General features: G+C 59.7%; 25 protein-coding genes and 1 pseudogene. 3 read left to right on the top strand and 23 right to left on the bottom strand.

The genetic code is table 11. The features are described 5' to 3' along the window. Positions 1–6 precede the first annotated feature (6 nt). From P6U25_RS08920 to nifH, 6 genes are all read right to left on the bottom strand, one after another. Positions 7–1,116, bottom strand: a complete 1,110-nt coding sequence (locus P6U25_RS08920) for an electron transfer flavoprotein subunit alpha/FixB family protein (protein WP_280973431.1) — start codon at positions 1,114–1,116, stop codon at positions 7–9. Positions 1,117–1,651: 535 nt separating this feature from the next. Then, positions 1,652–1,813 (bottom strand): hypothetical protein, encoded by a 162-nt coding sequence (locus P6U25_RS08915; protein ID WP_280973432.1) that lies wholly within the window; start codon positions 1,811–1,813, stop codon positions 1,652–1,654. Positions 1,814–2,110: 297 nt separating this feature from the next. Next, positions 2,111–2,452, bottom strand: coding sequence for a nitrogenase stabilizing/protective protein NifW (gene nifW / locus P6U25_RS08910; protein ID WP_280973433.1), 342 nt, complete (start codon positions 2,450–2,452; stop codon positions 2,111–2,113). Between the two features lie 563 nt (positions 2,453–3,015). Beyond that, complete coding sequence (nifV, locus tag P6U25_RS08905; protein WP_280978229.1) at positions 3,016–4,149, bottom strand: homocitrate synthase; 1,134 nt, start codon at positions 4,147–4,149, stop codon at positions 3,016–3,018. A gap of 279 nt (positions 4,150–4,428) precedes the next feature. Further along, positions 4,429–5,118 (bottom strand): nitrogen fixation protein NifQ, encoded by a 690-nt coding sequence (locus P6U25_RS08900; protein WP_280973434.1) that lies wholly within the window; start codon positions 5,116–5,118, stop codon positions 4,429–4,431. Between the two features lie 148 nt (positions 5,119–5,266). Then, positions 5,267–6,151: a nitrogenase iron protein gene (gene nifH, locus P6U25_RS08895; protein WP_280978230.1), complete on the bottom strand. Its 885-nt coding sequence runs from the start codon at positions 6,149–6,151 to the stop codon at positions 5,267–5,269. 537 nt (positions 6,152–6,688) lie between these two features. Between nifH and P6U25_RS08890 the strand changes: the two genes are divergently transcribed. Together P6U25_RS08890 and P6U25_RS08885 are read left to right on the top strand one after the other, a co-directional pair. Then, on the top strand, positions 6,689–7,168 hold the full coding sequence (locus P6U25_RS08890) for an ArsC/Spx/MgsR family protein (RefSeq protein WP_280980785.1): 480 nt from the start codon (positions 6,689–6,691) through the stop codon (positions 7,166–7,168). Positions 7,169–7,466: 298 nt separating this feature from the next. Next, a complete protein-coding gene (locus tag P6U25_RS08885; RefSeq protein WP_407151046.1) occupies positions 7,467–8,216 on the top strand; it encodes an OmpW/AlkL family protein in 750 nt (249 codons plus the stop codon). A 503-nt stretch (positions 8,217–8,719) separates the two neighbouring features. On the opposite strand, the gene P6U25_RS08880 is transcribed toward P6U25_RS08885, so the two are convergent. The 16 genes from P6U25_RS08880 to P6U25_RS08805 form a co-directional block, all read right to left on the bottom strand. Then, on the bottom strand, positions 8,720–9,064 hold the full coding sequence (locus P6U25_RS08880; RefSeq protein ID WP_280980786.1) for a ferredoxin: 345 nt from the start codon (positions 9,062–9,064) through the stop codon (positions 8,720–8,722). Positions 9,065–10,820: 1,756 nt separating this feature from the next. Beyond that, positions 10,821–11,270 carry a Rieske 2Fe-2S domain-containing protein gene (locus P6U25_RS08875; protein ID WP_280980787.1) on the bottom strand — a complete coding sequence of 150 codons (450 nt, stop codon included), beginning with the start codon at positions 11,268–11,270 and terminating at the stop codon, positions 10,821–10,823. A gap of 590 nt (positions 11,271–11,860) precedes the next feature. Beyond that, positions 11,861–13,009, bottom strand: a complete 1,149-nt coding sequence (locus P6U25_RS08870) for a DegT/DnrJ/EryC1/StrS aminotransferase family protein (protein WP_280978232.1) — start codon at positions 13,007–13,009, stop codon at positions 11,861–11,863. 50 nt (positions 13,010–13,059) lie between these two features. Then, on the bottom strand, positions 13,060–13,329 hold the full coding sequence (locus P6U25_RS08865) for a DUF6129 family protein (RefSeq protein WP_280973439.1): 270 nt from the start codon (positions 13,327–13,329) through the stop codon (positions 13,060–13,062). Between the two features lie 31 nt (positions 13,330–13,360). Then, positions 13,361–13,720, bottom strand: coding sequence for a DUF3024 domain-containing protein (locus P6U25_RS08860; protein WP_280973440.1), 360 nt, complete (start codon positions 13,718–13,720; stop codon positions 13,361–13,363). Positions 13,721–13,735: 15 nt separating this feature from the next. Further along, positions 13,736–13,975 (bottom strand): nitrogen fixation protein NifZ, encoded by a 240-nt coding sequence (locus P6U25_RS08855; protein WP_280973441.1) that lies wholly within the window; start codon positions 13,973–13,975, stop codon positions 13,736–13,738. Beyond that, positions 13,972–14,292, bottom strand: coding sequence for a nitrogen fixation protein NifZ (locus tag P6U25_RS08850; RefSeq protein ID WP_407152468.1), 321 nt, complete (start codon positions 14,290–14,292; stop codon positions 13,972–13,974). The genes P6U25_RS08855 and P6U25_RS08850 overlap by 4 nt, the downstream gene beginning before the upstream one ends. Then, a complete protein-coding gene (locus P6U25_RS08845; RefSeq protein ID WP_280973443.1) occupies positions 14,289–15,062 on the bottom strand; it encodes a 4Fe4S-binding leucine-rich repeat protein in 774 nt (257 codons plus the stop codon). The genes P6U25_RS08850 and P6U25_RS08845 overlap by 4 nt, the downstream gene beginning before the upstream one ends. Continuing rightward, entirely contained in the window at positions 15,059–15,490 is a 432-nt protein-coding gene (locus tag P6U25_RS08840; protein WP_280980792.1) for a hypothetical protein, read from the bottom strand. Before P6U25_RS08840 ends, P6U25_RS08845 begins: the two co-directional genes overlap by 4 nt. A 408-nt stretch (positions 15,491–15,898) precedes the next feature. Then, complete coding sequence (locus tag P6U25_RS08835) at positions 15,899–16,123, bottom strand: 4Fe-4S binding protein (protein WP_280973445.1); 225 nt, start codon at positions 16,121–16,123, stop codon at positions 15,899–15,901. Between the two features lie 11 nt (positions 16,124–16,134). Then, the gene (nifB, locus tag P6U25_RS08830; protein WP_407152467.1) at positions 16,135–17,628 is read right to left on the bottom strand and encodes a nitrogenase cofactor biosynthesis protein NifB; all 1,494 of its coding nucleotides are present in this window, start codon (positions 17,626–17,628) and stop codon (positions 16,135–16,137) included. 484 nt (positions 17,629–18,112) lie between these two features. Then, positions 18,113–18,973, bottom strand: a complete 861-nt coding sequence (locus tag P6U25_RS08825) for an SIR2 family protein (RefSeq protein ID WP_407151045.1) — start codon at positions 18,971–18,973, stop codon at positions 18,113–18,115. Further along, on the bottom strand, positions 18,970–19,194 hold the full coding sequence (nifT, locus tag P6U25_RS08820; protein ID WP_280973448.1) for a putative nitrogen fixation protein NifT: 225 nt from the start codon (positions 19,192–19,194) through the stop codon (positions 18,970–18,972). Before nifT ends, P6U25_RS08825 begins: the two co-directional genes overlap by 4 nt. Next, positions 19,191–20,399, bottom strand: a complete 1,209-nt coding sequence (nifS, locus tag P6U25_RS08815) for a cysteine desulfurase NifS (protein ID WP_280973449.1) — start codon at positions 20,397–20,399, stop codon at positions 19,191–19,193. The genes nifT and nifS overlap by 4 nt, the downstream gene beginning before the upstream one ends. Further along, complete coding sequence (locus P6U25_RS08810) at positions 20,396–20,686, bottom strand: NifU family protein (RefSeq protein WP_280973450.1); 291 nt, start codon at positions 20,684–20,686, stop codon at positions 20,396–20,398. The genes nifS and P6U25_RS08810 overlap by 4 nt, the downstream gene beginning before the upstream one ends. 21 nt (positions 20,687–20,707) lie before the next feature. Continuing rightward, the gene (locus P6U25_RS08805; RefSeq protein WP_280973451.1) at positions 20,708–21,028 is read right to left on the bottom strand and encodes an iron-sulfur cluster assembly accessory protein; all 321 of its coding nucleotides are present in this window, start codon (positions 21,026–21,028) and stop codon (positions 20,708–20,710) included. Positions 21,029–21,306: 278 nt separating this feature from the next. On the opposite strand from P6U25_RS08805, the gene P6U25_RS08800 reads away from it, so the two are divergent. Next, on the top strand, positions 21,307–21,897 hold the full coding sequence (locus P6U25_RS08800) for a hypothetical protein (protein WP_280978234.1): 591 nt from the start codon (positions 21,307–21,309) through the stop codon (positions 21,895–21,897). Between the two features lie 253 nt (positions 21,898–22,150). Here the strand turns inward: P6U25_RS08800 and P6U25_RS08795 are convergent. Further along, positions 22,151–22,456 (bottom strand): annotated as a pseudogene (locus P6U25_RS08795) (transposase); the annotation flags it as partial. Between the last annotated feature and the right edge of the window lie 441 nt (positions 22,457–22,897).

Genomic DNA, 22,897 nt, shown 5'->3' with positions numbered 1-22,897 from the left:
TCTCCTCTAGCTTGCGATCCGGGCGCGCGACTGTGGCAAAAGCCGCGCTCGAAATGCCGCCGTCAACGACGGTAACAACTGCATGGCGTCATTGACGATCGCGATATGGGCAAAATCGAAGATCGGGGCGTTCTTGTCGGTATTGATCGCGACGATCAGATCGGCGCCCTCCACGCCGACCCTGTGCTGGATCGCGCCGGAAATGCCGGCAGCAATATAGAGCTTTGGTCGGATGGTCTTGCCGGTTTGGCCGATCTGGCGCTCAGAGTGAACCCAACCCTTCTGGACCAGAGGGCGCGAGCAACCATATTCGGCGCCAAGCACGCCTGCGAGTTGGCGCACCAGCTCGAAGTTCTCCGACGATCCAAGCCCTAGGCCGCCGGCTACCACGACATCGGCATAAGCGAGCTTGGATGTTTCGGAATCGCGATCTGGGATAAACGACAGCACCTTGGTGACAATACTGTCTTCAATGAGACCGAGCGGATGGATGATGATGCGGGCGGCATCGCGCATCACGCGCTCGGGCATCGGCATGACGCGCGGGCGGACTGTTGCCATCTGCGGCCTGTAATTCAACGTATAGATCGTGCAAAGCAGCGAACCGCCAAAGGTCGGACGCGTGGCCGCAAGCGAACCATCGGCATCGACTTCGAGGGCGGTGCAATCGGCGGTGAGCCCGGTCAATAGCGTGGTCGCGACAGAACCCGCAAGGTCGCGGCCGAGGGTGGTCGCTCCCAACAGCAAGATCTCGGGCTTATAGGTGTTGACGAGATCGGTTAGCGCCTTGGTATAGGATTCGTTGCGATACTCTGCCAGCACACTATCGGAGACGAGATAACTCAGATCGGCGCCGTAGCAGAAGGCTTCAAGGGCGGCGTTACGCGTGGTCTCTCCTTCCGGACCGATGACAACGGCGGCGAGATCGACATTCAGCCTGTCGGCGAGCCGTCGGCCGGCGCCCATGAGCTCCCAGGAGACGGGATGCACTTGACCGCGCTCCTGCTCGACGAAGACCCAGACATGCTTGTAGGCCTTGAAATGCTCCGGCAGTTCTTTTTTGGCTGCTGCGCGACCGCCTGCGGCCGGCATCGCGGCTTGAGTGACTTTGCTCATATCTATGAATTCCCCTCAGAACCTGCGCACCTGCGCCATAAGATTAGTCTTCCTGCCGGGTCGTCCCCGAAGATGGACCTGATCAGCATCTGACAGCTTCTCGGCAGTCTGCACGGGGCCTGTCTTCCCGGTGCAGGCGCGGTGAGTAAGGAGGCGCTTGACGATGGCGGCCGTACCGCGCGGATCGTAGTTCGAGCTTTTCTCGACAGCAGACCCTGCCCACTCCGTTTCACGACGAGCGTCACCGCTGGCACCGCGCCGCCCCTGCAACCGCGTCGAATCTGGCAGATCACGTCCGGCACGATCGGCCAGGCAAGTGCGCCTTGCGCGAGATGCTTGCACCCCAGCCGCGGCACAGCGCGCCGCATACGACGTGGCGAGCCATGTGACGTTGCTGCTGAGCCGCTTGTGACGTTCGTGCGTGGCGCCGGACGAGCAAGCCGTCTGCGGCCGCTTCCCTCGACATTTGATGCTGTTAGTCAAGCGCTGGACGCGGGACTGCGCCGAACCGAGGACCGACTTGATATACACGACGTTATGCATGTTTTCTCCAGCTGTTGCGCGGGTGCAGGAACGACCCATTGGCCACCACCTTCCGGCCAAGCCCGGCCTCGACCGCGTCAAAGGCGATTTCGAACGCAAGCTTTGGTCCGCAAACTGATGCGGCGCGAGCGGCGAGCAGTGAAAGAAACGTCATTGATCTTCCTTAACTCTCTTCGGACCTTGCCAAGTCTGTAGCGTCGGCGTCGCTAACAGACTGCCGGACAGCAAGCGCCATACCAGTTGCGAGGCCGCCGAAAATCATGTGTCAAAGCAACCGCTTGAGGCTGATTGGACGGCGTAGTCACGATCGCCGACACGACGACTCCGGACATCAGTCCGGAATGTGACAGCACCGCCTTGTATTTCGCCGCGCAGCCGATCCGGATGAAAGCGAAGACGACGTAACACGCCGAAACAACGCCCATTGAGGGCAGCGACGTGATGCCCAGGACTACTTCAGTGCACTCAGCGGCACGAATGCCGCCGGCTTCTTCGGTTCGACGACTGCATCCTTCAACACCTTGAAGACCCGCTGCTCGATCGGCGATGACGCCACAAAATCGGCGTAGGCCCGCTCCAGCATCGCCTTGCAACGCTCCGTCACCTCCGCCTCCGCGACCCCAGCGAATTGTTCCTTGGCGAGATATTGCCCCATGCGCCTTAAGACATGCAGGCGCGCGACATTGAGGATCTTGGGGTCGTAGGGAACGCCGAGCAGTGCAAAAAAGTCTTCCGCCGAGGAGGCTTCGTCGAGTCGATCCAGGATGCTGCCTGTTCCCTGTGCGCCGTTCATCGAAAAATCTCCGTCGGGTTGGGCCGCCGGTGGCTCGTTGAAATCCGGCAAAGCCTGATGCTCTCGATACAGTCGCTCCTCGCGCAGGCGCTAGATATCGCTCGACCACGCCTGTAAAAGTTCGAATAAATGGACCGGAATGGCGATGACATCGCCGGCAGGAGTCGTGATCAGCTGACAGTAACGCTCGAGGTGAGCAGGCCGGAAATGACCGCCTTGCGGCCGCAGGCATGTCAGAAGATCGCGCACAGTGGCGTAGCGTTGAGCATGCGCGATGGCCGGAGAATTTGCATTGACCCGCGCCTTTGCCGCCCGTCGAGGGAGGGATCCTCTCGACGTCCGGGCCGAGTACGACGCAGCCTTTCGAGGCTCGGCGGCACCTGTCGGTTGCCTTGGCCGGTGGACCGCCACAGGACCAAAAGCTCTGGAGTCCACGGAGCGCGCCGCGCAAGCACGAGCGGACGGCTGCACTATTTTCGCCGATCAACGAGATCGAAGACTGCGCTCGGCGTGCGGCGGCTTTTTCGAAGCGTTCGCAAGCGACAATGCTGGACATCGCCGCCTCAAGAGTGTTCGCAGACGTCGCGCCAGATGGAAATCACCGTCTCGCGCTGAACCGGCAGTTTGTGCGCGATGGCATGCTTTTGCACGCGCGAAAGTATCTGCCTTGCTTGATCGGCGTTGGCTGCAAGCTGCAATTCGTCGAGCAGCAAGGTGATTGCCGAAAGCCCGGAATGCTTTCCGATCGCAAAGCGGTTGGAGCGACCGAACAGGTGGGGATCAAGCGACTGATAGGTGCGTTGATCCTTCAACAGGCCATCGACATGAATACCTGATTCATGAGTGAACACGTGCTCACCCACGATCGCCTTATTCAGCGGAATCGTACGCGCCGCCGCGGCCGCGACCACGGTCGCGACGTTCTCGAGTTCCGACAGAATGATGCCGGTCTCGACTCCGTAGAGCTGTTGAAGTGCCACCGCGACTTCCTCCAGCGGGGCATTTCCGGCCCGCTCGCCCAGTCCGATGACGGTCACCGAGGCATGGCTCGCGCCGCCCTTGATGGCTGCAAGCGTATTTGCGGTCGCAAGCCCGAGATCATCGTGGCCGTGAAATTCGAGCTCAAGATTCGCGGCCGCGCGTAGCTCCCCGACCAGGGCATAGGTGGAATCGGGATCGAGCACACTGAGCGTATCGGCAATACGAAATCGCCGCGCACCCGCGGCTTCTGCGGCTGCGATCAGCCGCTTGAGAAATTCGATATCGGCGCGGGAGGCGTCCTCTCCGCCGACCGCGACCTCAAGCCCCCGCTCACGGGCGTAACCCACCACCTGCTTCACCCGTTCGAGCGCCAGCTGGCGACTGCCGCCGATCTTGGCGGCGATCTGCACATCGGAGGCCGGGATCGACATATTGACCATGGACAGCTTTGCCTCGATCGCCGCGTCGACATCGGCTTCACGCATCCGGCACCAGCCAATCGTGGTCAGCGGAAGAGCCGCCTCGACAATGGTGCGGATGGCAGCAATCTCCTCACCGCCCATGGCGGGCGTTCCTGCCTCGAGCTCCGTGACTCCTGCCCGCGCCAGCGCCTGCGCGATCGCGAGCTTCTCATCCGCGCTGAACGCAACGCCAGGCGCCTGTTCGCCGTCGCGCAGGGTCGTGTCATTGAGCACGATCGGCGTGGCCCGTGTCATCTCGGACCAGGAAGGTTTGGCAGTGGCAGCGATCACGACAACTCCTTACCGTGTTTGATCAAGCAGCGTTTCAGCAACCGCCATGCCACGCCGCCCTCTCCTCAAGTCATTGACAACTCAACCCTTTCGTAGTGAGCCGAGTGTCGCAAACGCGACAGCGTTACAATGTCGACGCCTCAATTCAATTCTTGTCACGCTGAGCTCGAGCTAACGCGGCTTGCGTGGGTGGAGAAATCGCCTGGAACACCAGACTTGTGCGTGCCCTAAGTGGGCTTGAGATCAGGGAGCCGCCCGCAGCAAAACGTCGCGTCGGCGTTCGGCCATCCGGCTCTCGCCGCTTTCATCGCCAAAGCAGACACTGAAGTCGTTGCATTGTGTGCATACCGGCGTCGTGCACATCAGGAGGCCATCATCTTCGCACAGCATGCGATAGAAGAAGCGCTTCCATCGCATATTGTTGATATTGCGCGCGGCGAGCGGCGCGAAATGGCGGTTGAGGAGCCGAGAGAGCTCGCCACGATTGCGCAATCCAAGATCCTCCCACAGGTGGTTTGGCTCTATGGCGCGGCGCGCGATCATTGCAGCCAGCCAGCGGCCGATATCTCCGTTCGTCGATCGTTGCGCGAGCAGAAGGTCACGCACCATTGCGATCTCGTCGGCCCCGTCGCACTCAAAGTTCGAGATCGGCTCCTCGACTTCGATCTGGATTGACGGGAAGTATTGATCGAGCACGGCAGCAAGTTCGTGGCACGACAGGCCAGCCTTCTCGGCAAGTAGACCACCATCCATCGTGGCAACGGACAGAATCGATGCCAGCACATGACGATCGAAATCTCTGTCGCTGGTAATGTCGGCGTCTGCGGGCGCCACTCCAGTGAGCAGGCGGTAGGCGGCCATTCCCGTATGAAGGTCCTCGCTCGCGTCGGTCGTCCCGCCGGCCGAGAACGGAAGCGTTTGCGTTTCGAACATGATGGTTTCTCCACAGCGGCCAAACATGCCACGCCGCGTCCTCATCCCGGAGACGGGTCTTCCGCCAGAATGCCGATCTCCCGGGGATGGGGGTTCGGGAGACCGGCATCCGCTCGCGTGCCCTTACGAGGCCACGAGTCGCAGCCTTTTACGAGGCCGCGAGTTCGGCGGCGGTCTTGCCAATGATGGATTCGTCAACCGGCTTCATAATGCCGTGCTCCATCAGCATATCCTCGAGCTCGTCCATCGAGATTGGAGTCGGGATGATGCCTTTACCGCCATTGTTGTGGACCCTGGTCGCGAGGTTGCGATAATGATCGGCCTGCTTGGAATCGGGCGCATACTCCAGCACCGTCATGCGGCGCAGCTCCGCGTGCTGTACGATGTTGTCGCGCGGTACGAAATAGATCAGCGTGGTTCCCAGCTTCTTGGCCAGCGCCTCTGCCAACTCCAGCTCCTTATCGGTCTGTCGTTCGTTGCAGACCAGGCCCCCGAGCCGCACACCGCCGGAATTGGCATATTTGAGGATTCCTTTGGAGATGTTGTTGGCGGCGTACATCGCCATCATCTCACCGGACATCACGATATAGATTTCTTGTGCCTTGTTTTCGCGGATCGGCATCGCAAAGCCGCCACAGACGACGTCGCCGAGCACATCGTAGGACACGTAGTCGATGCCCTCATAGGCACCGTTCTCCTCCAGGAAGTTGATCGAGGTAATGACGCCGCGCCCCGCGCAGCCCACACCTGGCTCGGGCCCGCCTGACTCGACGCAGCGAATGTCCTTGTAGCCAATCTTCATGACGTCCTCGAGTTCGAGGTCCTCCACACTTCCGGCGCTGGCTGCGAGGCTCAAGATGGTGTCCTGAGCCTTGGCGTGAAGGATCAAGCGGGTCGAGTCCGCTTTAGGGTCACAGCCCACAATCAGGATCTTGTGACCCATCTCAGCCAGCGCTGCCAGCGTATTCTGCGAAGTCGTCGACTTGCCGATGCCGCCCTTGCCGTAGAATGCGATTTGTCTCAGTGAAGACATGTTGCTCTCCATCAACCGATTTGCCGAACGTTGCGCGCTGTTTTGCGCGCGAGCTTGTTTCTCTCTCAGAAACGGGGCACACGGGTCCAAGGGAAGGAGAGCATCGCTCGTCTTGCGCGTCGGCGTGCACTCAGCCCTCACTCAGTGGTGCTGCATCGCAGTAGCAACCGTCGTGCCAGTGCCTACCGACGTTTGTAAGCTCCTGATTTGGTTCGACAATCGTCACAAGAGCGCAGCAGAGCTCGGGTGTTTTGGACATGACAGGATTCGGTGGCCTGTCAGAAATCGAACAGAACATCCGAGTACCAAGCTGCAACACGCGCCTGCCTTCAGCAGTTCGATGTCCCCATCTGTGGAACGAAACTTGCGGATCGCCCTGCAAACCACCTCGGCAGGTCCGAGGAGCGCGATCATGCAAGTCTGGCCGGACACGCTGATCGAGCCGCTAACCATGCAAGCCGCCCGTAGACCAGGACGAGCGTTCTCAAACCCGCCAGCGTCCCTTTGATCGTTCCCAACGTGCACGAACAGGCCACCATGGCGACAATCATTTTCTATCAAAAGCCCGGCTGCTCCACCAATGCGCGCCAGATGCAGGCGTTGAGGGCGGCAGGACACGACGTGATCGCCAAGGATATTTTGAATGAGCCGTGGTGCACGCAGACACTGCGTCGCTTCTTCGGGGATATGCCGGTCGCTTCCTGGTTCAACCGTGCCGCCCCGCGGATCAAGTCGGGAGAAATCGATCCGGGCACCTGCGACGCGGCGAGCGCACTCGCGCTGATGCTGGACGATCCATTGCTGATCCGGCGCCCGCTGATTGAGGCCGGCAGCGCCAGATGTGCAGGATTCAACCAGGCGCTCGCGCGAGCGCTCCTGGGGCAGGCTATCCCAGACGAACTCGATCGATGCTCGCGCAAAGAAGCCGACCCGTCCTGTCCGCGGATGCCGATCGATCACAGCAATCGACCAACCGCGGCGCGAGGTCAAGACGATAGCCCCTCTGATGCTTCATGAAGCTACAAGGAGAGAGGCTCGCGCTGGGACGGTCGCGGGGTGAGAGACACTATCCAGAATGCAGGAGACGACGGTCTTCCCGCTCCCGGATTTCGTACCGCGCATATCGGATCTCGCGCAAGCACTCGACACAACAGGCGCTGTGCAAGATCGATTTGGTGCGTACATGACCATGGGCTCGACGACGCAATTGCGAAGTGACTAGTTCGATTTGATCCGCATCAAATCCTTCGCCACCTCGTTCATGTGAGAGAGCATCGTGCGATTCCTCGCGCTGAGTTCGAGAACGGAGAGTCTGATGAGAACGACAACAATCTTGATGATTACCGCATCACCGCTCGTGCTTGCGGCATGGCTTGGTGGAATGACCACGCCACTACGCGCAGCGGATCTGGCGCCAGCGCCAGCGCCGGTTTATTTCAAAGCGCCCCCACAAGCTGAGCCGTTCAATCCGTGGATGCTCCGCTTGCGCCTACTCGGCGTGTTGCCGGACACCCGGGGCAGCTCGGTCAATGTTATCGGCGTTTCGCCCCTGTCCTCGCCGAGTTCCGGGCTCTCGATCAGCGATCAAGCCATCCCTGAGCTCGACATCACCTACTTCTTCACTCCGAACGTCGCCGCCGAACTGATTCTCGGTGTAAGCCGGCATCACATCAGTGGCGACGGTGCGCTCAATGGGCTCAACATCGGCAAGGCCTCGCTGCTGCCGCCGACGCTGACCCTGCAGTATCACTTCACGGACTTCGGCGCCTTCAAGCCGTATATCGGCGCTGGCATCAATTACACCCTATTTTTCAACCAAACGGCAGCTAATACGCCGTTCGCCGGCCTGACCGTGACGGATTTGCACATCAACAACCAGGTCGGCCCAGCAGTCCAGTTCGGCTTCGATTACATGTTGGACCGTCATTGGGGCATCAACGTTGACGCGAAGAAACTATGGCTACGGCCGGAATATTCGGCGACCGTCAACGGCGTAATTCCCGTCACCGGGCGCGTCAACATCGACCCGTGGTTCGTCAGCGGCGGCATCACATACAAGTTCTGAGGCGCGGCACGATCCGAGAAGAAGCAAACCGATTCACTTAACAGCGGGATCGAGCGCGATGACGATCAAAGCATCATCCCGCTCGGTGCCCGAAGTCGAGCACAGCGCAGCATCCGCTCTAGCCGCGAGCGATCGGCGGCTCCGAAATGAAGTGCGCGGAGGCTATCAGTCAGGCTTGGGAGTGATCAGGTCACTTTCTGATTCCGGCGCGTGCAGAACATCCGCCCTGACATCAGATCAGTGCGGCGGCAACATGGCTGACTTCATCCACAGATGAAGCGCGGCAAGCAGGGGACATCCATCTCATCTCATCGAAGATTGCGATGAAATCGACGGTCACGCCTGCAAAGTGGAGAGCACGGCCCGTCCGCGCGGCGGTCTTGAATGGGAATGTGAGGCTCCCCTCGCCGTCCAACCAGGGAGGGGAGTCCAATGATCCGGAGTTGCCTGACCTTCGATGGATAAACCGGGCCGACAGTCCGCGCCGCCGAGCGAGCCTCCAGCTACCGTTTCAACGCCATCACGAGACGATCGACACGATGGCCTCGCTTGAGATGGGACTCTACGATTTCGTCAATGTCTTCAGGCGTGGTCGCACGATACCAGACGCCGTCGGGATAGACCACCATCAAGGGACCGGCGCTGCAAAAGCCGAGGCAGCTCGTTGCCGTGAAACCGATATCGGTGAGACCTTGGGTTTCGATCGACTTGACCATCCTATCCCACAGGGCTTGCGCACCTGAGGTGACGCAGCTGCCGTGCGGATGAGTGGGCGGACGCTCGGTGTGGCAGGCGAAGACATGATGCCTATAGAGCTGAGGAAGTTCGAACTTGGTTTCTGCGTTCATACGCCTGCCCGTGATCAGTTCGCTTGATCTGAAGAAATTGTGGGTCGAAGCCCATGCCGCTCGACGCAATTTCGTATTGATCGTCGCATAGACGATCCGATGCGGCAGGCGGTCTTTTCAGCCCGCGAAGAAACGCGGACGGTCCGAATGCTAGAACAATTGTCGACGGGCGAGCGATCAGTCACGGACGCCTCCACCGTCTGGAACGGCGTTCCTGATCAAGGTTACAACGTCTCGTCCTGTCATTACTTGCTTCCGCTTCGTCTGTTTCATCGCCCCGCCTTCTCTATGCAAGCTCCGCACCAAGACACGAGGTGTACTTCTGCGGCGATCGCCCTCGGTTTGCCGGATTGCAACTATCGACCATTGTCAGATTTGCGACAGCAATGTTGTCTTTCGCTGGACATCGCGCACATCGAGCGCCGATTTCGCACTCACGTTTCAGGCTTCCAACGCCTGATCCAGGTCAGCCAAAACGCTCGCTCCTTCTCTATGAGCCGGCCCCTGCAACAGCATCTGACGGGATCGGAAAACGATCCTCGTGATTGTCGTCCTCTCCATAAGGCCTGCGGCTACCACGACATGCCCCAGAAAGACGCTTGCCGCCACTTCACCGCGAACATGCGCACGCGCTGGCTTAAGGTGCCAAGGTCACTCAGCCATCGGCGCGGGACGCCGAGACCGACGACGGCAATCGCAGTCACGCGCTAATCCGTCACAGGAGCACACGCTGTGGCACCGTAATTGCAGTGCGCTTGATGGAGGACGTCACCATATGACAACGCTGGATGTTAGTCAGCCTGATTTCTCTGCCAAACCGACGACGAGGAGGCCTGATCCATCAGATCGAGCCATGTCCCGGCGTGACGGCAGGCATCGGGCCGACAATGCCCGGTTACCTCATCTGTGGCGAGATATCGAAGCCGACGCTGAAATGCGGACAGCGAAGTCGACGGCATCAAAAACATCGATATCTGGTTTGTCTTCGATTCATTCCGGGACACAGCGCGTCAATAAGTCCACTTCAAACCTTTGTGGCGGATCTCATGAGCTCGGCATTCAATCTTGCGAGGCGAGCATAACAATGATCGAAGCCACGGCCCGCGACGGACATAGCCTTTTCACCGATCGCGCCGATCGCGACGGTGCATTTACGAAGGATTCGTACTTTGCAGGGTTATTCCCCGTATCGCCGCAGGTGCAGCCGTCGCGTCACTTTCCCAAGGATCTACGATACAGGATCGTCATTTCACGCCCCCAACGGTCCTGTTAGTCTGGGCCTCCCATTCTCCCTGCCCCAGACGGTGCCCTCGGTGGGACTCCAAGGCCGCCGAGGGCATTTCTTTTTTCGTCGAAGTCATTCCTATCCGTCACAAACAAGGATTGAATTCGGGCCAGCCAGTCCATTCGGGATAACGCTTAGCCGCCTCCTTGGTGCCGCCGATATCGTCCCGGTGCATGATGCGAATGAGTTCGCTTCGTTCACTCCATCTGCGAGCCAGGCGTCGATCAGCCGGCCGATCCTTGCGAGGCCGCCAAATGCGCTCGACGATCGGAACATGGCTGGCCCGACCGTTGCGGCTTGGGCATTCTGCCCACACGACTTGCGCCGGCGCACGCGGGTCCCCTTTGGCTTTCATGGCATCACAAGCAGTTCCGCGGGTAGACTTGGGTCGATAATGACAAGACGGGTGGCTCCATCCGCTGGTCACACAACGCGTGAACGACCTGATCAACGGTCGAGAGATCGCGCCGGCTAATCCGGATGGATCGCAATAGCCATGGTTTCATCGCTGTCTTCGAGCCAATCGGAAGGCCGATTGTCCTCCAGCAGCTTGACGCCACACAGACAGACTTCGCCCTCCTTCACGGTGATCGCGATCGGCTCGAGGAGGCGTCCATTACAGGGGCCGTCGATGCAATAGCCGCTGTCGATCTCGAAGATCGCTCCATGCCGGCCGCATCTAAGAAAAGAGCGGTCCGCTGAGAAAAATTCGCCACCGCCGACGTTGAGCCAGACCCCGTCATGTGGGCAGCGATTGATATAACCGAAAAAGTCATTGTCAAACGTCCGCACGACGACAATTGGGAATGGCCGGCTCTCACCGCCGCCGTCGATCCGGGCCAGGCTAAACCCCTTGGCACCGCCCCGCTCAATGGCGCCGGCAGGACAGACGGCAAACAGGTCGATCTCGCGAGCCGCCATATCGTCGCTGATCCCTTATCGCCGCCTCACAGCTTCCAGTCTGAAGGCATCGACCGCAGTTCGCGGCAACCGAAATAGCCCGCAGCCGCGAGCGAGCGGCCGATAGGCATGGCCTGCGCGCGCGTTGAGAACATTGAACCACTGGTTTGGCGTGAGCTTCGCGGGGCGCTCACTGATCTGCGCCACCGTCCCGTCTGGGGCGAATCGGACGTGAATGATGACCTGTTGCGCGTTCATACTCGTTCCTTTTTTTGGTCGAATTTCGAGGCTTGAGACGAACGCTCAGGAGATTGGTCCCTGACACCCTGGGCTTCGAAGCGCTGAGCGTCGCGTCGAACAGCGGGTTCGAAGCGGCATCTACGCTGCGTTCGCGCTTGCCATTGTCCTCGCGCCCGACCTTTGAGCGCCTCCTGAGCTCTTCCCCACGCCCCGTTGGAGCCGACCTGCTCCGCCCTCGCAATTTGCCTCACGTGGCATTCTCCGCGCCAGGCAACAGATGCGCAGCAATCGACCCCGCCGTCTTGGGCAATGGCAAATCGGTGATCATCATTCGATGCTTGCCCAGCCTGGTTTATGAGATGGCGGCTAGCTCAGTAGATGGCCGCGCCAGCGCCTACATTGACCGATGCATCCTTCATCGTCTCCACGATAAACTCGATCTGTTTGTTCGAGAGATGAGTGTGAAATGGCAGAGCCACGGCGCGATCGGCAATTTTTTCCGTAACCGGGAAATCACCCCGTCGATAGCCGAGATCAAGATAGTGAGGCTGCAAATGTAACGGATGGCTGTAGGCGACAGCTTCGACCTGCTCGACGCGCAAATCGTCGACAATGGCATCGCGGCTCGATCGCGTAAAGCGCGTCCCGAGATGAACCAAATACAGAAACCAGTTCACCTCGGTCGCATCGGGGCCGATATAGGGCGGCTTGATGCCCTCAAACGATTGCATATGCGCATTGTAGAGCTGCTCGATCAGCCGCCGCCGCTCCAGAATTTCCGCAAGGCGCTTGAGCTGCGCAAGTCCTAAGGCCGCTGTGAGATCGCTCATGCCTGCCTGGTAGGGCGGCGCGCTTCCGACGACGACGGAGAAGCGTTCATCTGCTCCATGGGCGCGGTGGCGACGCAGGCTAACGGCGAAGTCGATGTCGTCGGTGACCACCATTCCGCCTTCGCCACAACTCAGTGCCGACGGCTGAGCAAAGTCGAAAACGGCGACGTCGCCAAAGCATCCGACAAGTTCGCCCCTATATCTTGATCCAATCGCCTCGGTGGAATCCTCCAAAAGAAGCAGCCGGCGGCGCTGCGCGATTGCGCGCAGCTCCGACCAGGGTGCCGGATGGCCATTTGGATTCCCAGCGATGATCGCTCGCGTGTTGAGCGTGATTCGCTCTTCGAGTTTCGCCGGGACCAACGCTCCGGACCAATAGTCAATATCAGCAAACACCGCTCGCGCGCCTGCGAGACTGACCGCATGGACCGTCTCGCGAAACGAGTAGGGCGAGGCGATCACCTCCTGCCCTGGCCCGATGCCGAGCGCCTTTAGCGCAAGCAGAAGACCGATAGTGCCGCTCGGCACGGCAACGGCATAGCTGCGGCCAACATAACTCGCAAATGCTTGCTCGAATTCATCGGTGATCGGCCCGTTCGAGAGCCGCGGCGAACACAGCAACGCCTCCACAGCAGAGAGTTCGGCGCTTGTGATATCGGGATCGGACAGCGGAACGAAGGAAACATCCATCCTTGCGTCGGCGGCACAATTATTGTGGTTCTCCGCCAGTCCAATACCGCTCACCGCCCAATATTCCTTCTCGCCAGCAGCATTCCGGTTGCCTTTGCAGGGTCGGCCGTCATGTGAACGCAATGATCGGATCCATCGATGAGATGCAGATCGAAGTCCAAGAAGCGCCGGAATGGCTGCTCCGTCACATCGGACGCGTCACAGCGCATCCAGGCGAGCTTCGGAAAGCGACGGCGCAACGCCTCAAGCGATGCCGCATCGGCGCTAGTCGCCGCAAGCAGCCGTTCGATTTCGGTCAGTTCATCGGCAGCCAGCGCCATTGTAGCTCCTCCATGACGGTCCCCGACCGCATCATTGCCAGAACAATCGCTCGGGATCCGCGTTCAGCTCGTCGATCGCTGACGTCAACCGTTGGAAAATGCTGTAAAATTCCCAGCTCTCTCGCACGTGGTTCTTGAAGAAAAGCTTCCAGACCTCGCTCACGACATCATAATGGACCAGCGCGATATCAATCAGGCCGCCGCCCTTGTCGATATTGTGCGAGCAGCAGGGACTCTCGACGAGATAGCCGCTCCTCACCGGCTTCACATTCGGCATGACGTAGCGATAGCGATTGCGGGTGATCAACGCGCGCTCGATCCGCTTGCGATCGAGTTCGTTCGGGTGAGGAACAAGCCCGGTCTGTGACTTCCGCACTACCGCTGCAGTCATCGCGAAAGTCTCCCCTCAAAGTAGCGCAATTTCTTCTTCGAGACAGCCGATGACCAGCTGTCCACCAAAATCGACAATGTAGATCGGCACATCCGCTTGCGTATGCATGGCGACCCGGATGATGTTTCCGATCCGTCCGGCACTGAGCAGGAGTCCGTCGGCCGGCGCATCGGGAAAAGAACCGTCATTGATGAGGTCGACCGCGGTTTTGACCCGCTGGCCTGATCGATATTTCGGAAGGCCCGTCTCCGTCATGATCCGCTCGTTTTCGGCAGCGCCAGATGATCAGACGCCTCGCGCATGCCGACCGGATCGAGCTCCTTGCGCTTCATACCGACGCGGTAGCCGGTTTCAAGAAATTCGACTCCGTAGATATAGAATTGCTGGAGGAACGTGCCGATGGAAACGACGTAACCAACCTCGCCTTTCTTGGCCAGGAGAGCGCCGATGTCCTTGCCGGGATAGGTGCCATCATTGCGGATATTGCGGTTGGCCCGCACCTTGTCGCCGAAATTGAAGGCCGGGGGCCCGTCCAGCTCAACCAGGTCACTGTCGCGAGCGATGTTGCTCATGCTCGCCATCCTTGTGGGCTGATGGACGAGACGGTCAACCGAGCGCGGGCGACCTCCTGCACCATGCTATCCTCGTCTTTGACAAGATCTGCCAACTCGTCGGCCGCAATGCGGCTCGCGACTTCGTAACGGATACGCCAATCAGGGTCACGCCGCAGCGTGGTCAGGGACTGAGGTGACAGTCGCCGCGCGATTTCGAGGCGGATCGAAGCCTGCGGGTCGTTCACCATGGCCATCAGCCAATCGTATGGAATACGTCGCGCCACCATGCGGCGAACCTCGGTGTCCTCGTCATTCATCAGTGATCCGAGCCGCCACGGCGCAATCCGGTATGCCACGACGCGACGGACGTAATAGTCATCGTCCGACAGCATCGGCACCAGTTCGTCGTCATCAAGCAAAGCCGCGACGCCAATCCTGACCGCGCGATGCGGATCGTTGCGCAGACGCAGGACATAACGTCTGGGCAGCCGCTGCGCCGCGTTCCAGCGCACGGTCTCATCCCCGTCATTGATTAGCCGCAGCAATAGAAAGCGATTGGCGTATCTGGCCACAATCGCTCGCACCTCGAAATACGGGTGGCCAATATAACCGTCGGCGAGCCCCGGGTTCTGCTCGAAGAAGCGATCGATGCGGCGAGCGTACCTGTCGTGGACGCAGGCGTGCGAGGGCTCGCAGCCGCCCCCTTTCTTCAGCGACCGATGAGGGCAGGCGCCGCAATCGATCTCATGCCCGAGCCAGTCGAGGGCATCGCCGATGTCAATCGTCATCGCACTTGCTCATCTGTTCTGGAACGTCCAAGGCAAACGCCGGCGCCGACCTCGCCGGCGGGTTCGAATTCGAGCAGATTTTCGTTGCCACAGCCGTTATTCGGATTGCCGAACACCATCTTCAGCAAAAATCGACAGAAGCGCGTCTCATAGCGATCGAGAGCGCTCGCGGCCGCGCTGACTGTTAACCAACCGTCGGCGCCTGTGTTTCCGCGCTTGATCCGGCGCAGACAGGGCTTTGCGATCTCCAATGCTTGGGTTAACCGAGCCGTGTAGAAACAGACATGGTAACGGACCACGGCATGGTCCGCGGCCAGCGCTTGAGCTTTCAACAGGTAAGTTTCGGCTGTCTCGTCCTGGTAACGTCCAGCCCACCGCAGTTGATCTTCGGCGTCACGCGGCAGGTCGTCACCGTGCTGTGTGTGCATGATCTGCACCCCCTTGCGGCAACATGTCGGGTCGACTGCAATGTTCCGCGTAATCGTCGGCCTTGCTCGTTTATTGGAGCGCTCTCTGCGTCGTTGGGCAGCGGTGCTCCTGGTTCCGATTGACTTGCTACGAACTGCGCCGCCACGTCGATCACATCGGCAGCGACACTGCCGAATAGACAATCGGTCCACGGCCTCGAAGCGCAACTTTTGACCAGCACTGGGCTCGACCAGCACACCCGATCCCGGAGGCCGATGCAGCATCGATGCGCGCGACGAACGCTCTCGAGCGATCGGTTCCCTTGATCCGAACCGAAAGCGGGCTTCTGGGACACCATCAACGCGCCGCACGGAACTTATCGACTGCGCTCCGACGCAGCTTGGCCTGAACTTCATCGTCTCATCCCGTTAACCCGGTGCCTTGTAGCGCGGCAATGACACATCGATCACGCAGGTGTCGTCGACCGGGCAAACCTCGACACATTGCGGATCGTCGAAATAGCCGATGCATTCGGTGCACTTCTTCGGATCTATTGCGAAGATTCCACCTTTCTCGACGATCGCAACGTTCGGGCAAATCGGCTCGCAGGCTGAGCAGCCGGTGCATTGCGAAGCGATGATCTTGAACGGCATCGATAGTTCCCCTACGCCACCGAGGTCATCGCTGAATCTCGCATTGCCGTGCGTGCGACATGCTGGATCTCACCGCTTTGCACCCTGCGGAGATAGGCTTTGAACCAGGCGATCATCGAGGTCTCGATGAACTCATGGGCGTATTGATCGACCGGCTCGATGCCGGCATTGATCAGGCTGTTCTTCGGGCAACCGCCGATCTTCGCGACGAATACCGCATGGCAATCGCCAATGGCGGCGATGATGGGTGCAAGCCTGTCCTGCTCGCCATAACCGGCCTGACAATAGAGATCGACCCTGCGGTGGCCAACGAATTTGGTGCCGGATGTCGAAAGTTCGTACACCTGGAACTCATTGGCATGTCCAAAATGCTGATTGATCAGGCCCGAGCCCTTGGTCGCGACCGCGACCAGAAGCGTGATATCGCTCATCTCGCCAGCCAATTCCATAAGCTCCTCTTGCTTGGCTGCGGCCTTTGCCGCGCGCTGATGCTCGACGTTGGCTTGGTAGGCCTTTCGCGTCTCAAAGTCATATTTGAGCTCCATGGTCATGAGCCTCTCTGCCGTGAACTCGGAGCTGCGATCCTGTCCAAGTAGGCCGACGGCGTCGGCGCGGCATTGGCGACAATGCCGCATCATGTTTATCTCGCCTTCACAAGTGTCCTGCAGTGCCTTCAATTCCTGCGCGGTTGGCCCCCGCTGGCCATTGAGGCCGAATACCGTGCCGTGCTCGGGCGCGGAGATCAGTGGCATGATATTGTGCAGGAAGGCACCGCGCGACTTTACCGCCTTGTTGACCTCGACCAGGTGCTCGTCGTTGACGCCCGGGATCATCACCGAATTGACCTTGCACAGGACGCCTCGTTGCGCGAGCATCTCAAGGCCCTCAAGCTGACGGTCCGCGAGTATCCTCGAGGCTTCGGTCCCGGTGTAGCGCCTATGATTGAAGAATATCCAGGGATAGATTTTCGCACCGATTTCTGGATCGATCATGTTGATCGTGATGGTGACGTGATCGACCTTGCAGCGGACGATTGCGTCGATATGGTCAGGCAGGGCCAGCCCGTTAGTCGACAGGCACAGCTTGATGTCGGGCGCGGTCGTTGCGATCAGGTCGAAGGTCCTGAAGCTCTTTACGGGATTCGCGAGCGCATCGCCGGGACCTGCGATGCCAACCACGGTCAGCTGCGGGATGTTTGCGGCAACCGCGAGCACTTTTCTCGCTGCCTGCTCAGGGCTGATCTTTTCGCTCACCACGCCGGGACGCGATTCATTGGCGCAATCGTATTTGCGATTACAGTAATTGCACTGGATATTGCAGGCTGGCGCGACCGCGACATGCATGCGGGCATAGTGATGATGCGCTTCTTCGCTGTAGCAGGGATGGTTCTTCACCTTTTCCCAGACTTCGCTCGGCAAATCGCCTTGACCCGCATATGAGCCACAGCTCGCCTTGCCTCCGGCCGCCGAGGCGCGGCAGCCCTTATGCTCGCCAGTGGGCAGCATCTTGCTGCTCGTCGCCGGATGATTGGCGCCATTTCCGCCTCCCGCCACTGCCTTCATGTTCGGTTCTCCCCTGCGGGCCGGATCGGCTCCCTGGACCGGCCCAGGCGAGCATAGCGAGGAGTTAGCAACCGGCGTGCCATCGCTGACACGACCGGATCTGTTCTTCACGTCAATGAGTTAGCTGGAGCGATCGGGCTCGTCCGTTTGTAGGACAACGATGATGCACGTGTTGGAAAAACGACAAGCCGAACGATTTGGCGCAGAGCCGGCGTTTGTCAGCACAATCGTCCGCCAAGTGAGTCGCCGAGATTCTCCGGACGCAAGCCCGGCCGTTCGCCCCCGGGGTGCGGGTCGAGCCTCGCCGGCTCCGCTTTGCGAGCGCCTAAAGCACGATGGGTTTGAGCTGACTTCTCATCGCGCTTTAGCGCCTGGTCTAACTATGATCCTTTCGGGAGGACCGCATCACACTTTTCCGGGTCATGCTCTAGCTGATCAATATCTCCACCGCGCGCGGGAGCCCGATCGCGAGTGGTATCAGGTCCTGCTCGACCAGAAAGCGAAGCTCGTTGCGCGTAAGCCTGTCCGGATCGACGATCGCGTAGTGGATGTCGGCCGAACGCTTGGTGATCTGGCGCGCATAGGTACGCAACAGCTGGTCATTGAAGCGACAGCCAACGAAAAGGAATCTCCCACCGGTCCGCCTTTCCTTGATGATGTCGGGGACCGGCGACTGGATATCGATCTCAGTGAGAACCTCGACGTAATCAGCCTCCGAAATCAGGAAGTTCTTGGCCGGCAGCGCGCCGCCATGCGGCTTGTACAGCACTGTCGTCCAATTGCCGGCTGCGGCACGATCAACCTCTTTGCCCGCTGAATCGTAAAAGCGATACCAGCGGTCCTCGCCTATGCCGCTGCGCACGCCCCCCTGCACCTCACCCCATCCGTCGCGTTTGCCGAGTGCGGCACGCATGGCGCCATCGTACCAAACATCGACAATCATCGGCACCGACAGAGCCGCAAGATGATGATGCAGGGGCGTCGGATCGACCGGGAGGGCGAACGCCTGCGCCATCAACGCCGTCACCGTGGAACGATGCCTTCTGCTCTCGATGTACTGGGCCGACGCCCAGGCATTGCCCTTGACCCGGCGCGGCACCGCCACCTTGCTGGCAAAGAACGCCGCCAAGGCTTCGGGCGTCATTGGCACTTGGGGAGCGGACAAGGCGGCGAGGTCAGGTCCAAGATAGGGAACGATGCTGCCATCTCTCAAGCTGTCCGCGACGTCGGTGAGAACCGCCTCGGCATCGGCGGCGTTGACATAATCGATTCGCGGGGACGCCCTCATCGGCTGTCCCCGTCCTCCCCACGCTTCCTGGCGTTGATTGTAATCGGCAGCGGCGTGTCGCTCGCCATCTCGGGCAAGTCCAGTACCCAGCCATTGGCTATTTTGATCCAGCCGCCCCAAAGCGTTTCATACTCGGACTCCACGATCGGCTCTTCGAGATCTTTCTTGGGCACGTAGATCGACAGCCCCGCCTCGGGAGAGCGACGGATCATGATTTTCATGAGGTCAGCCTTCTGAATGATGCCGTATCGCTGGCTGGATTGGCGCACGCGCGCGGCATGGCGCGCAACTGGGCCACGATATCAGATAGTACACTCACGACCTGATCGACATCTTCGACGGTCGTTTCACGCGACAGGGAAAAGCGCACTGCGCCGCGCAGGCTCGTCGCCGGCACCCGCATCGCGCGCAGAACATGGGACGGCTCCATCGAGCCGGAATTGCAGGCGGCCCCGAGCGAGGCTGCAATGCCAGCACGATTGAGATGATGGACGATTGCTTCGCCGTCGAGATGTTCAAAGGCGATGTCGGCCGTGTTCGATAGCCGATTGCCGACATCGCCGAGCACCGTGCAGTCGCCACCATGCAAAATGGCCTGTTCCAGACGATCGCGCAATGCGCCAATGCGAACCCGCTCCGGCTCGAGCCGTTCGGCCGCAAGCTCTGCGGCCTTTCCAAGGCCGACAATGCCGGGGACATTCTCAGTTCCGCCGCGGCGCCGTCGCTCCTGCGATCCGCCCCAGATTAGCGGCTTGAACTTCGTACCCTTTCGCAAATAAAGCGCGCCGATGCCCTTGGGACCGTGCAGTTTGTGCGCGGATAGCGACAGCATGTCGATCGCACTGTCCTTGAGATCGATGCGCACCTTGCCAACGGCCTGCACCGCGTCGCAGTGAAACAGCGCACCTGCCTCACGCGCCAACCCAGCCAGAAATTCTACTGGAAAGATCGTACCGGTCTCGTTATTGGCCCACATCACGGACGCAATCGCCGTGCGCGGTCCAACCGCCCGCCGAAACGCCTCGATATCGATTCGGCCGCACGAATCTACGGGGATCACATGCGTCTTGACGCCCCTTGTCGCCAGTTGCTCGACCAGCGCAAGGATCGCGGAATGTTCGACAGAGGTGGTGACAATCTCGTCGCGCCCATCTTGGGTCGCAAGCGCTGAGAGAATGGCAGTATTGTTGGCCTCGGTTCCACCGGAGGTGAATGCGATTTCGTGCTCATGGGCATTTCCTAACAATTGCTGCAAGCTGCGGCGCGCCTGGTTCACGGCGCTTGCGGCCTCGCTGCCAAGGTCATGGCTGGAGGACGCGTTGCCGAACCGTTCGGCGAAGAACGGCAACATTGCTTGGACGACGGATGGATCGGCTCGCGTCGTCGAATTGTTGTCGAGGTAAATGGGCACGCAGGTCTCGCTCAATGGCGCGCGTTGGGCGCGCCGGCGACCGGAATCAGGCGGATCAGCCCACCGAGCTTTTCGACCAGGCGATCCTGAATGCCTTCGAGTGTCGCGCTGGACAATTTGCAGAACACACAGGCACCTGTTAGTCGGACCATGATCCTGTCGCCATCGATATCGATCAGCTCGCAGTCGCCACCGTCGCGCCGCAGACGGGGACGGATCTCCTCGATCACGCCGCGAATAACCAGCTCCCGCTCGGTTTCGGTGGCCGACGGCTGCTTCAGTTGCTCAGGCTCGATCAGCATGATTCGCTTTCTTTTGTGCCATCATCCAAAGGACTTGCCGCAAGAGCAGCTAGACGTCGCATTCGGGTTATCGAATGTGAAGCCGGGGTTCTCGAGCGCCATCACGAAGTCGATTGTCGTGCCGACCAGATGCTGATGGCTCTTATTGTCGACGAACACCCTGAGCCCGTCGCGCTCGATCACGGTGTCATCGGGCCCTGGCGCACCGGCAAGGCCCATCATGTATTTGAACCCCGCGCAGCCGCCCGCCTCGACCATGATGCGCAGGCCGCTTGCCGGCTGCGTCGATGCGGCAATCGCGTTCTTGACCGCATTCACTGCGCTCTCTGTCAGATTGATCACGAGTCACCCCTGGCTGCCGGGAACGGCTGACTGTGGGCTGGCAAGTCGCATGCCAGCACGCACACGCCTGATAACGCTTGCCTTTCTCAATCGCACGCGTTCGCTTTGAGACCTATGTCAGCTTGCTGACATAGCTCATGCGGCCGTCGCGGCACGCTTACGTACTTTCGCAAGATGTTGCGGCGGACAGACGCCACACATGCGGCGGCAAGCAATTTGCATTGCATGTCGCGCCGGCCAAGGCGTCGGTAATTGAGCTTCGACCAAGGACGATTTTAATGACTGCAATCGAGAACACCGCACTCGGCCGACTTGAGAAGGAGGGGCGGCTGCTCAACGCCGTCCTCAAGGACGAAACCAGCAAGCCGGGCCGATTCGGCTTTCGCGGCGACATCGCCCTGAAATTCCAGGTCCAGGTCGCGGACGAGAAGCGGCCGCCAGACTATTCGATCGAGCAGGTTCTGACGATCGCGCAAGAAGGTGAAAGCACGATTCCGGTGCTGGCCGGCTATCTGCATTCCTTCGAATATCTTGCTGACGTCGCAGAGGTCCTTGACGGCGCGCTAAGCCCAGCTGGCAGATACTTTATGTTCTGCAACAACATCGACCTGTTGGCGAAATATCGAACCAAGCTCGGCAATATTACCTTCCACATCCTACCATGCGATGAATCCACCGTCTGGAAGGAGATGATGGACCTGATCGGGATCAACAAGGATGACATCAAGAAGCTCAATACAGGCGGTAAGCTCGATTACCTGCTCGACGCAGCCAAGGATCTCGATGTGTCGTACGAGCAGATCTCCTACGAAGAAGGATTGAAGAGGATGGAGCCCGTGAAAAACCGTAACGAAAACCGGCCGGTCTGAGTACCCAGTCATCGCGAATTGGTTTCAGTCATCGCGAGAGAGGTTGTCCTCGGCAAGGTGCAGCTCTGACGGGGCAGATGCCGCCCTCGCCGAGCGTCGACGCAATCGGGCGCGAGTTCTCTGCCTCTAGCAGTCTGCTGAAGAACGTTGAGGTGAGGAGCTTTCTTGTTCTCGCCAGTCGTTTGGAGGGAGGCGCGGTGGCGTCGGATATAATTTGCTAGGCTGAGGTTGGCCGCTCCCTGACGAGAGGCGGCTAAGCGGCAAGCAGTTTGGGAATGCGGATCAGATTATAGGCGATCAGATTGAGCAGGAAGTCGGCGGCAACGCGAGCGATGCCGCGATGTTTGGTCTTGCGCATGGTGCCATGCTGCTTGCCCCATCCGAAGATGCACTCGATCATCGCGCGGCGCGATTGCGACATGCCATATCCCGGATGCCGCGTGGTTCGTTCGTCGATGGCGCTGTTGCGGGTCTTGCCGGTTTTGGTGACGGCCTGGTTCTGTGTCACATGCGGCGTCACACCGATGGCGCGAAGATTGGCGACGTGATCGGCGGTATCCTAGACGGGCCTTCGGTGCAGCGGCCGGTTCCGAGCTCGGAGGTCAAGCCGTGCTTACCGCACATAGGACGGATCACGTATGAATCAGAGCGACGCCGTCATGCGGTCATTCGTTGAGATTGGCCAAGCACCTTCTTGCTTCAGCGCACAAATGGCGATGAACCACGACTGCTGGTTGCCATCCTCGCCGACGACCACGAGATGGACGCCCATGACCCGGCGGGTTGGAATGTCATTGAGGCCGCAAATCGCACAGACAGGATTGGCTGGACCTATTGCGCATTCGTCACAAGCCTTTCATCACTCACCGTTCGGTCAGCCCTGCAAGAATCGCCTCTCCTTTCTGCGCGATCTGGGGCATCGCATGCGCAACCGCTAAAAGGCTGCGATGGAGATCAATCCCGCGAGCATGGACGCTTTATCGTCAAGCGTACTTCCTCG

The sequence above is a fragment of the Bradyrhizobium sp. ORS 86 genome (genome assembly GCF_045571475.1).
Classification (GTDB): Bacteria; Pseudomonadota; Alphaproteobacteria; order Rhizobiales; family Xanthobacteraceae; genus Bradyrhizobium.
The sequence above is the reverse complement of the archived record's forward strand: the minus strand, read 5'-3'. Positions and strand labels throughout refer to the sequence as shown.

Bases quoted from the DNA above. Each gene is read 5' to 3' on its own strand.
- nifH (WP_280978230.1), bottom strand. From the start codon at position 6,151: ATGTCTTCACTGAGACAAATCGCATTCTACGGCAAGGGCGGCATCGGC.
- P6U25_RS08850 (WP_407152468.1), bottom strand. From the start codon at position 14,292: ATGAGCAACATCGCTCGCGACAGTGACCTGGTTGAGCTGGACGGGCCC.
- P6U25_RS08870 (WP_280978232.1), bottom strand. From the start codon at position 13,009: ATGGATGTTTCCTTCGTTCCGCTGTCCGATCCCGATATCACAAGCGCC.
- P6U25_RS08840 (WP_280980792.1), bottom strand. From the start codon at position 15,490: ATGCACACACAGCACGGTGACGACCTGCCGCGTGACGCCGAAGATCAA.
- P6U25_RS08825 (WP_407151045.1), bottom strand. From the start codon at position 18,973: ATGAGGGCGTCCCCGCGAATCGATTATGTCAACGCCGCCGATGCCGAG.
- P6U25_RS08810 (WP_280973450.1), bottom strand. From the start codon at position 20,686: ATGCTGATCGAGCCTGAGCAACTGAAGCAGCCGTCGGCCACCGAAACC.
- P6U25_RS08800 (WP_280978234.1), top strand. From the start codon at position 21,307: ATGACTGCAATCGAGAACACCGCACTCGGCCGACTTGAGAAGGAGGGG.
- P6U25_RS08880 (WP_280980786.1), bottom strand. From the start codon at position 9,064: ATGAACGCAGAAACCAAGTTCGAACTTCCTCAGCTCTATAGGCATCAT.
- P6U25_RS08890 (WP_280980785.1), top strand. From the start codon at position 6,689: ATGGCGACAATCATTTTCTATCAAAAGCCCGGCTGCTCCACCAATGCG.
- P6U25_RS08865 (WP_280973439.1), bottom strand. From the start codon at position 13,329: ATGGCGCTGGCTGCCGATGAACTGACCGAAATCGAACGGCTGCTTGCG.
- P6U25_RS08900 (WP_280973434.1), bottom strand. From the start codon at position 5,118: ATGTTCGAAACGCAAACGCTTCCGTTCTCGGCCGGCGGGACGACCGAC.
- nifB (WP_407152467.1), bottom strand. From the start codon at position 17,628: ATGCTGCCCACTGGCGAGCATAAGGGCTGCCGCGCCTCGGCGGCCGGA.
- P6U25_RS08845 (WP_280973443.1), bottom strand. From the start codon at position 15,062: ATGACGATTGACATCGGCGATGCCCTCGACTGGCTCGGGCATGAGATC.
- P6U25_RS08875 (WP_280980787.1), bottom strand. From the start codon at position 11,270: ATGGCGGCTCGCGAGATCGACCTGTTTGCCGTCTGTCCTGCCGGCGCC.
- P6U25_RS08835 (WP_280973445.1), bottom strand. From the start codon at position 16,123: ATGCCGTTCAAGATCATCGCTTCGCAATGCACCGGCTGCTCAGCCTGC.
- P6U25_RS08860 (WP_280973440.1), bottom strand. From the start codon at position 13,720: ATGACTGCAGCGGTAGTGCGGAAGTCACAGACCGGGCTTGTTCCTCAC.
- P6U25_RS08855 (WP_280973441.1), bottom strand. From the start codon at position 13,975: ATGACGGAGACGGGCCTTCCGAAATATCGATCAGGCCAGCGGGTCAAA.
- nifW (WP_280973433.1), bottom strand. From the start codon at position 2,452: ATGAACGGCGCACAGGGAACAGGCAGCATCCTGGATCGACTCGACGAA.
- nifT (WP_280973448.1), bottom strand. From the start codon at position 19,194: ATGAAAATCATGATCCGTCGCTCTCCCGAGGCGGGGCTGTCGATCTAC.
- nifV (WP_280978229.1), bottom strand. From the start codon at position 4,149: ATGACACGGGCCACGCCGATCGTGCTCAATGACACGACCCTGCGCGAC.
- P6U25_RS08920 (WP_280973431.1), bottom strand. From the start codon at position 1,116: ATGAGCAAAGTCACTCAAGCCGCGATGCCGGCCGCAGGCGGTCGCGCA.
- P6U25_RS08885 (WP_407151046.1), top strand. From the start codon at position 7,467: ATGAGAACGACAACAATCTTGATGATTACCGCATCACCGCTCGTGCTT.
- P6U25_RS08915 (WP_280973432.1), bottom strand. From the start codon at position 1,813: ATGACGTTTCTTTCACTGCTCGCCGCTCGCGCCGCATCAGTTTGCGGA.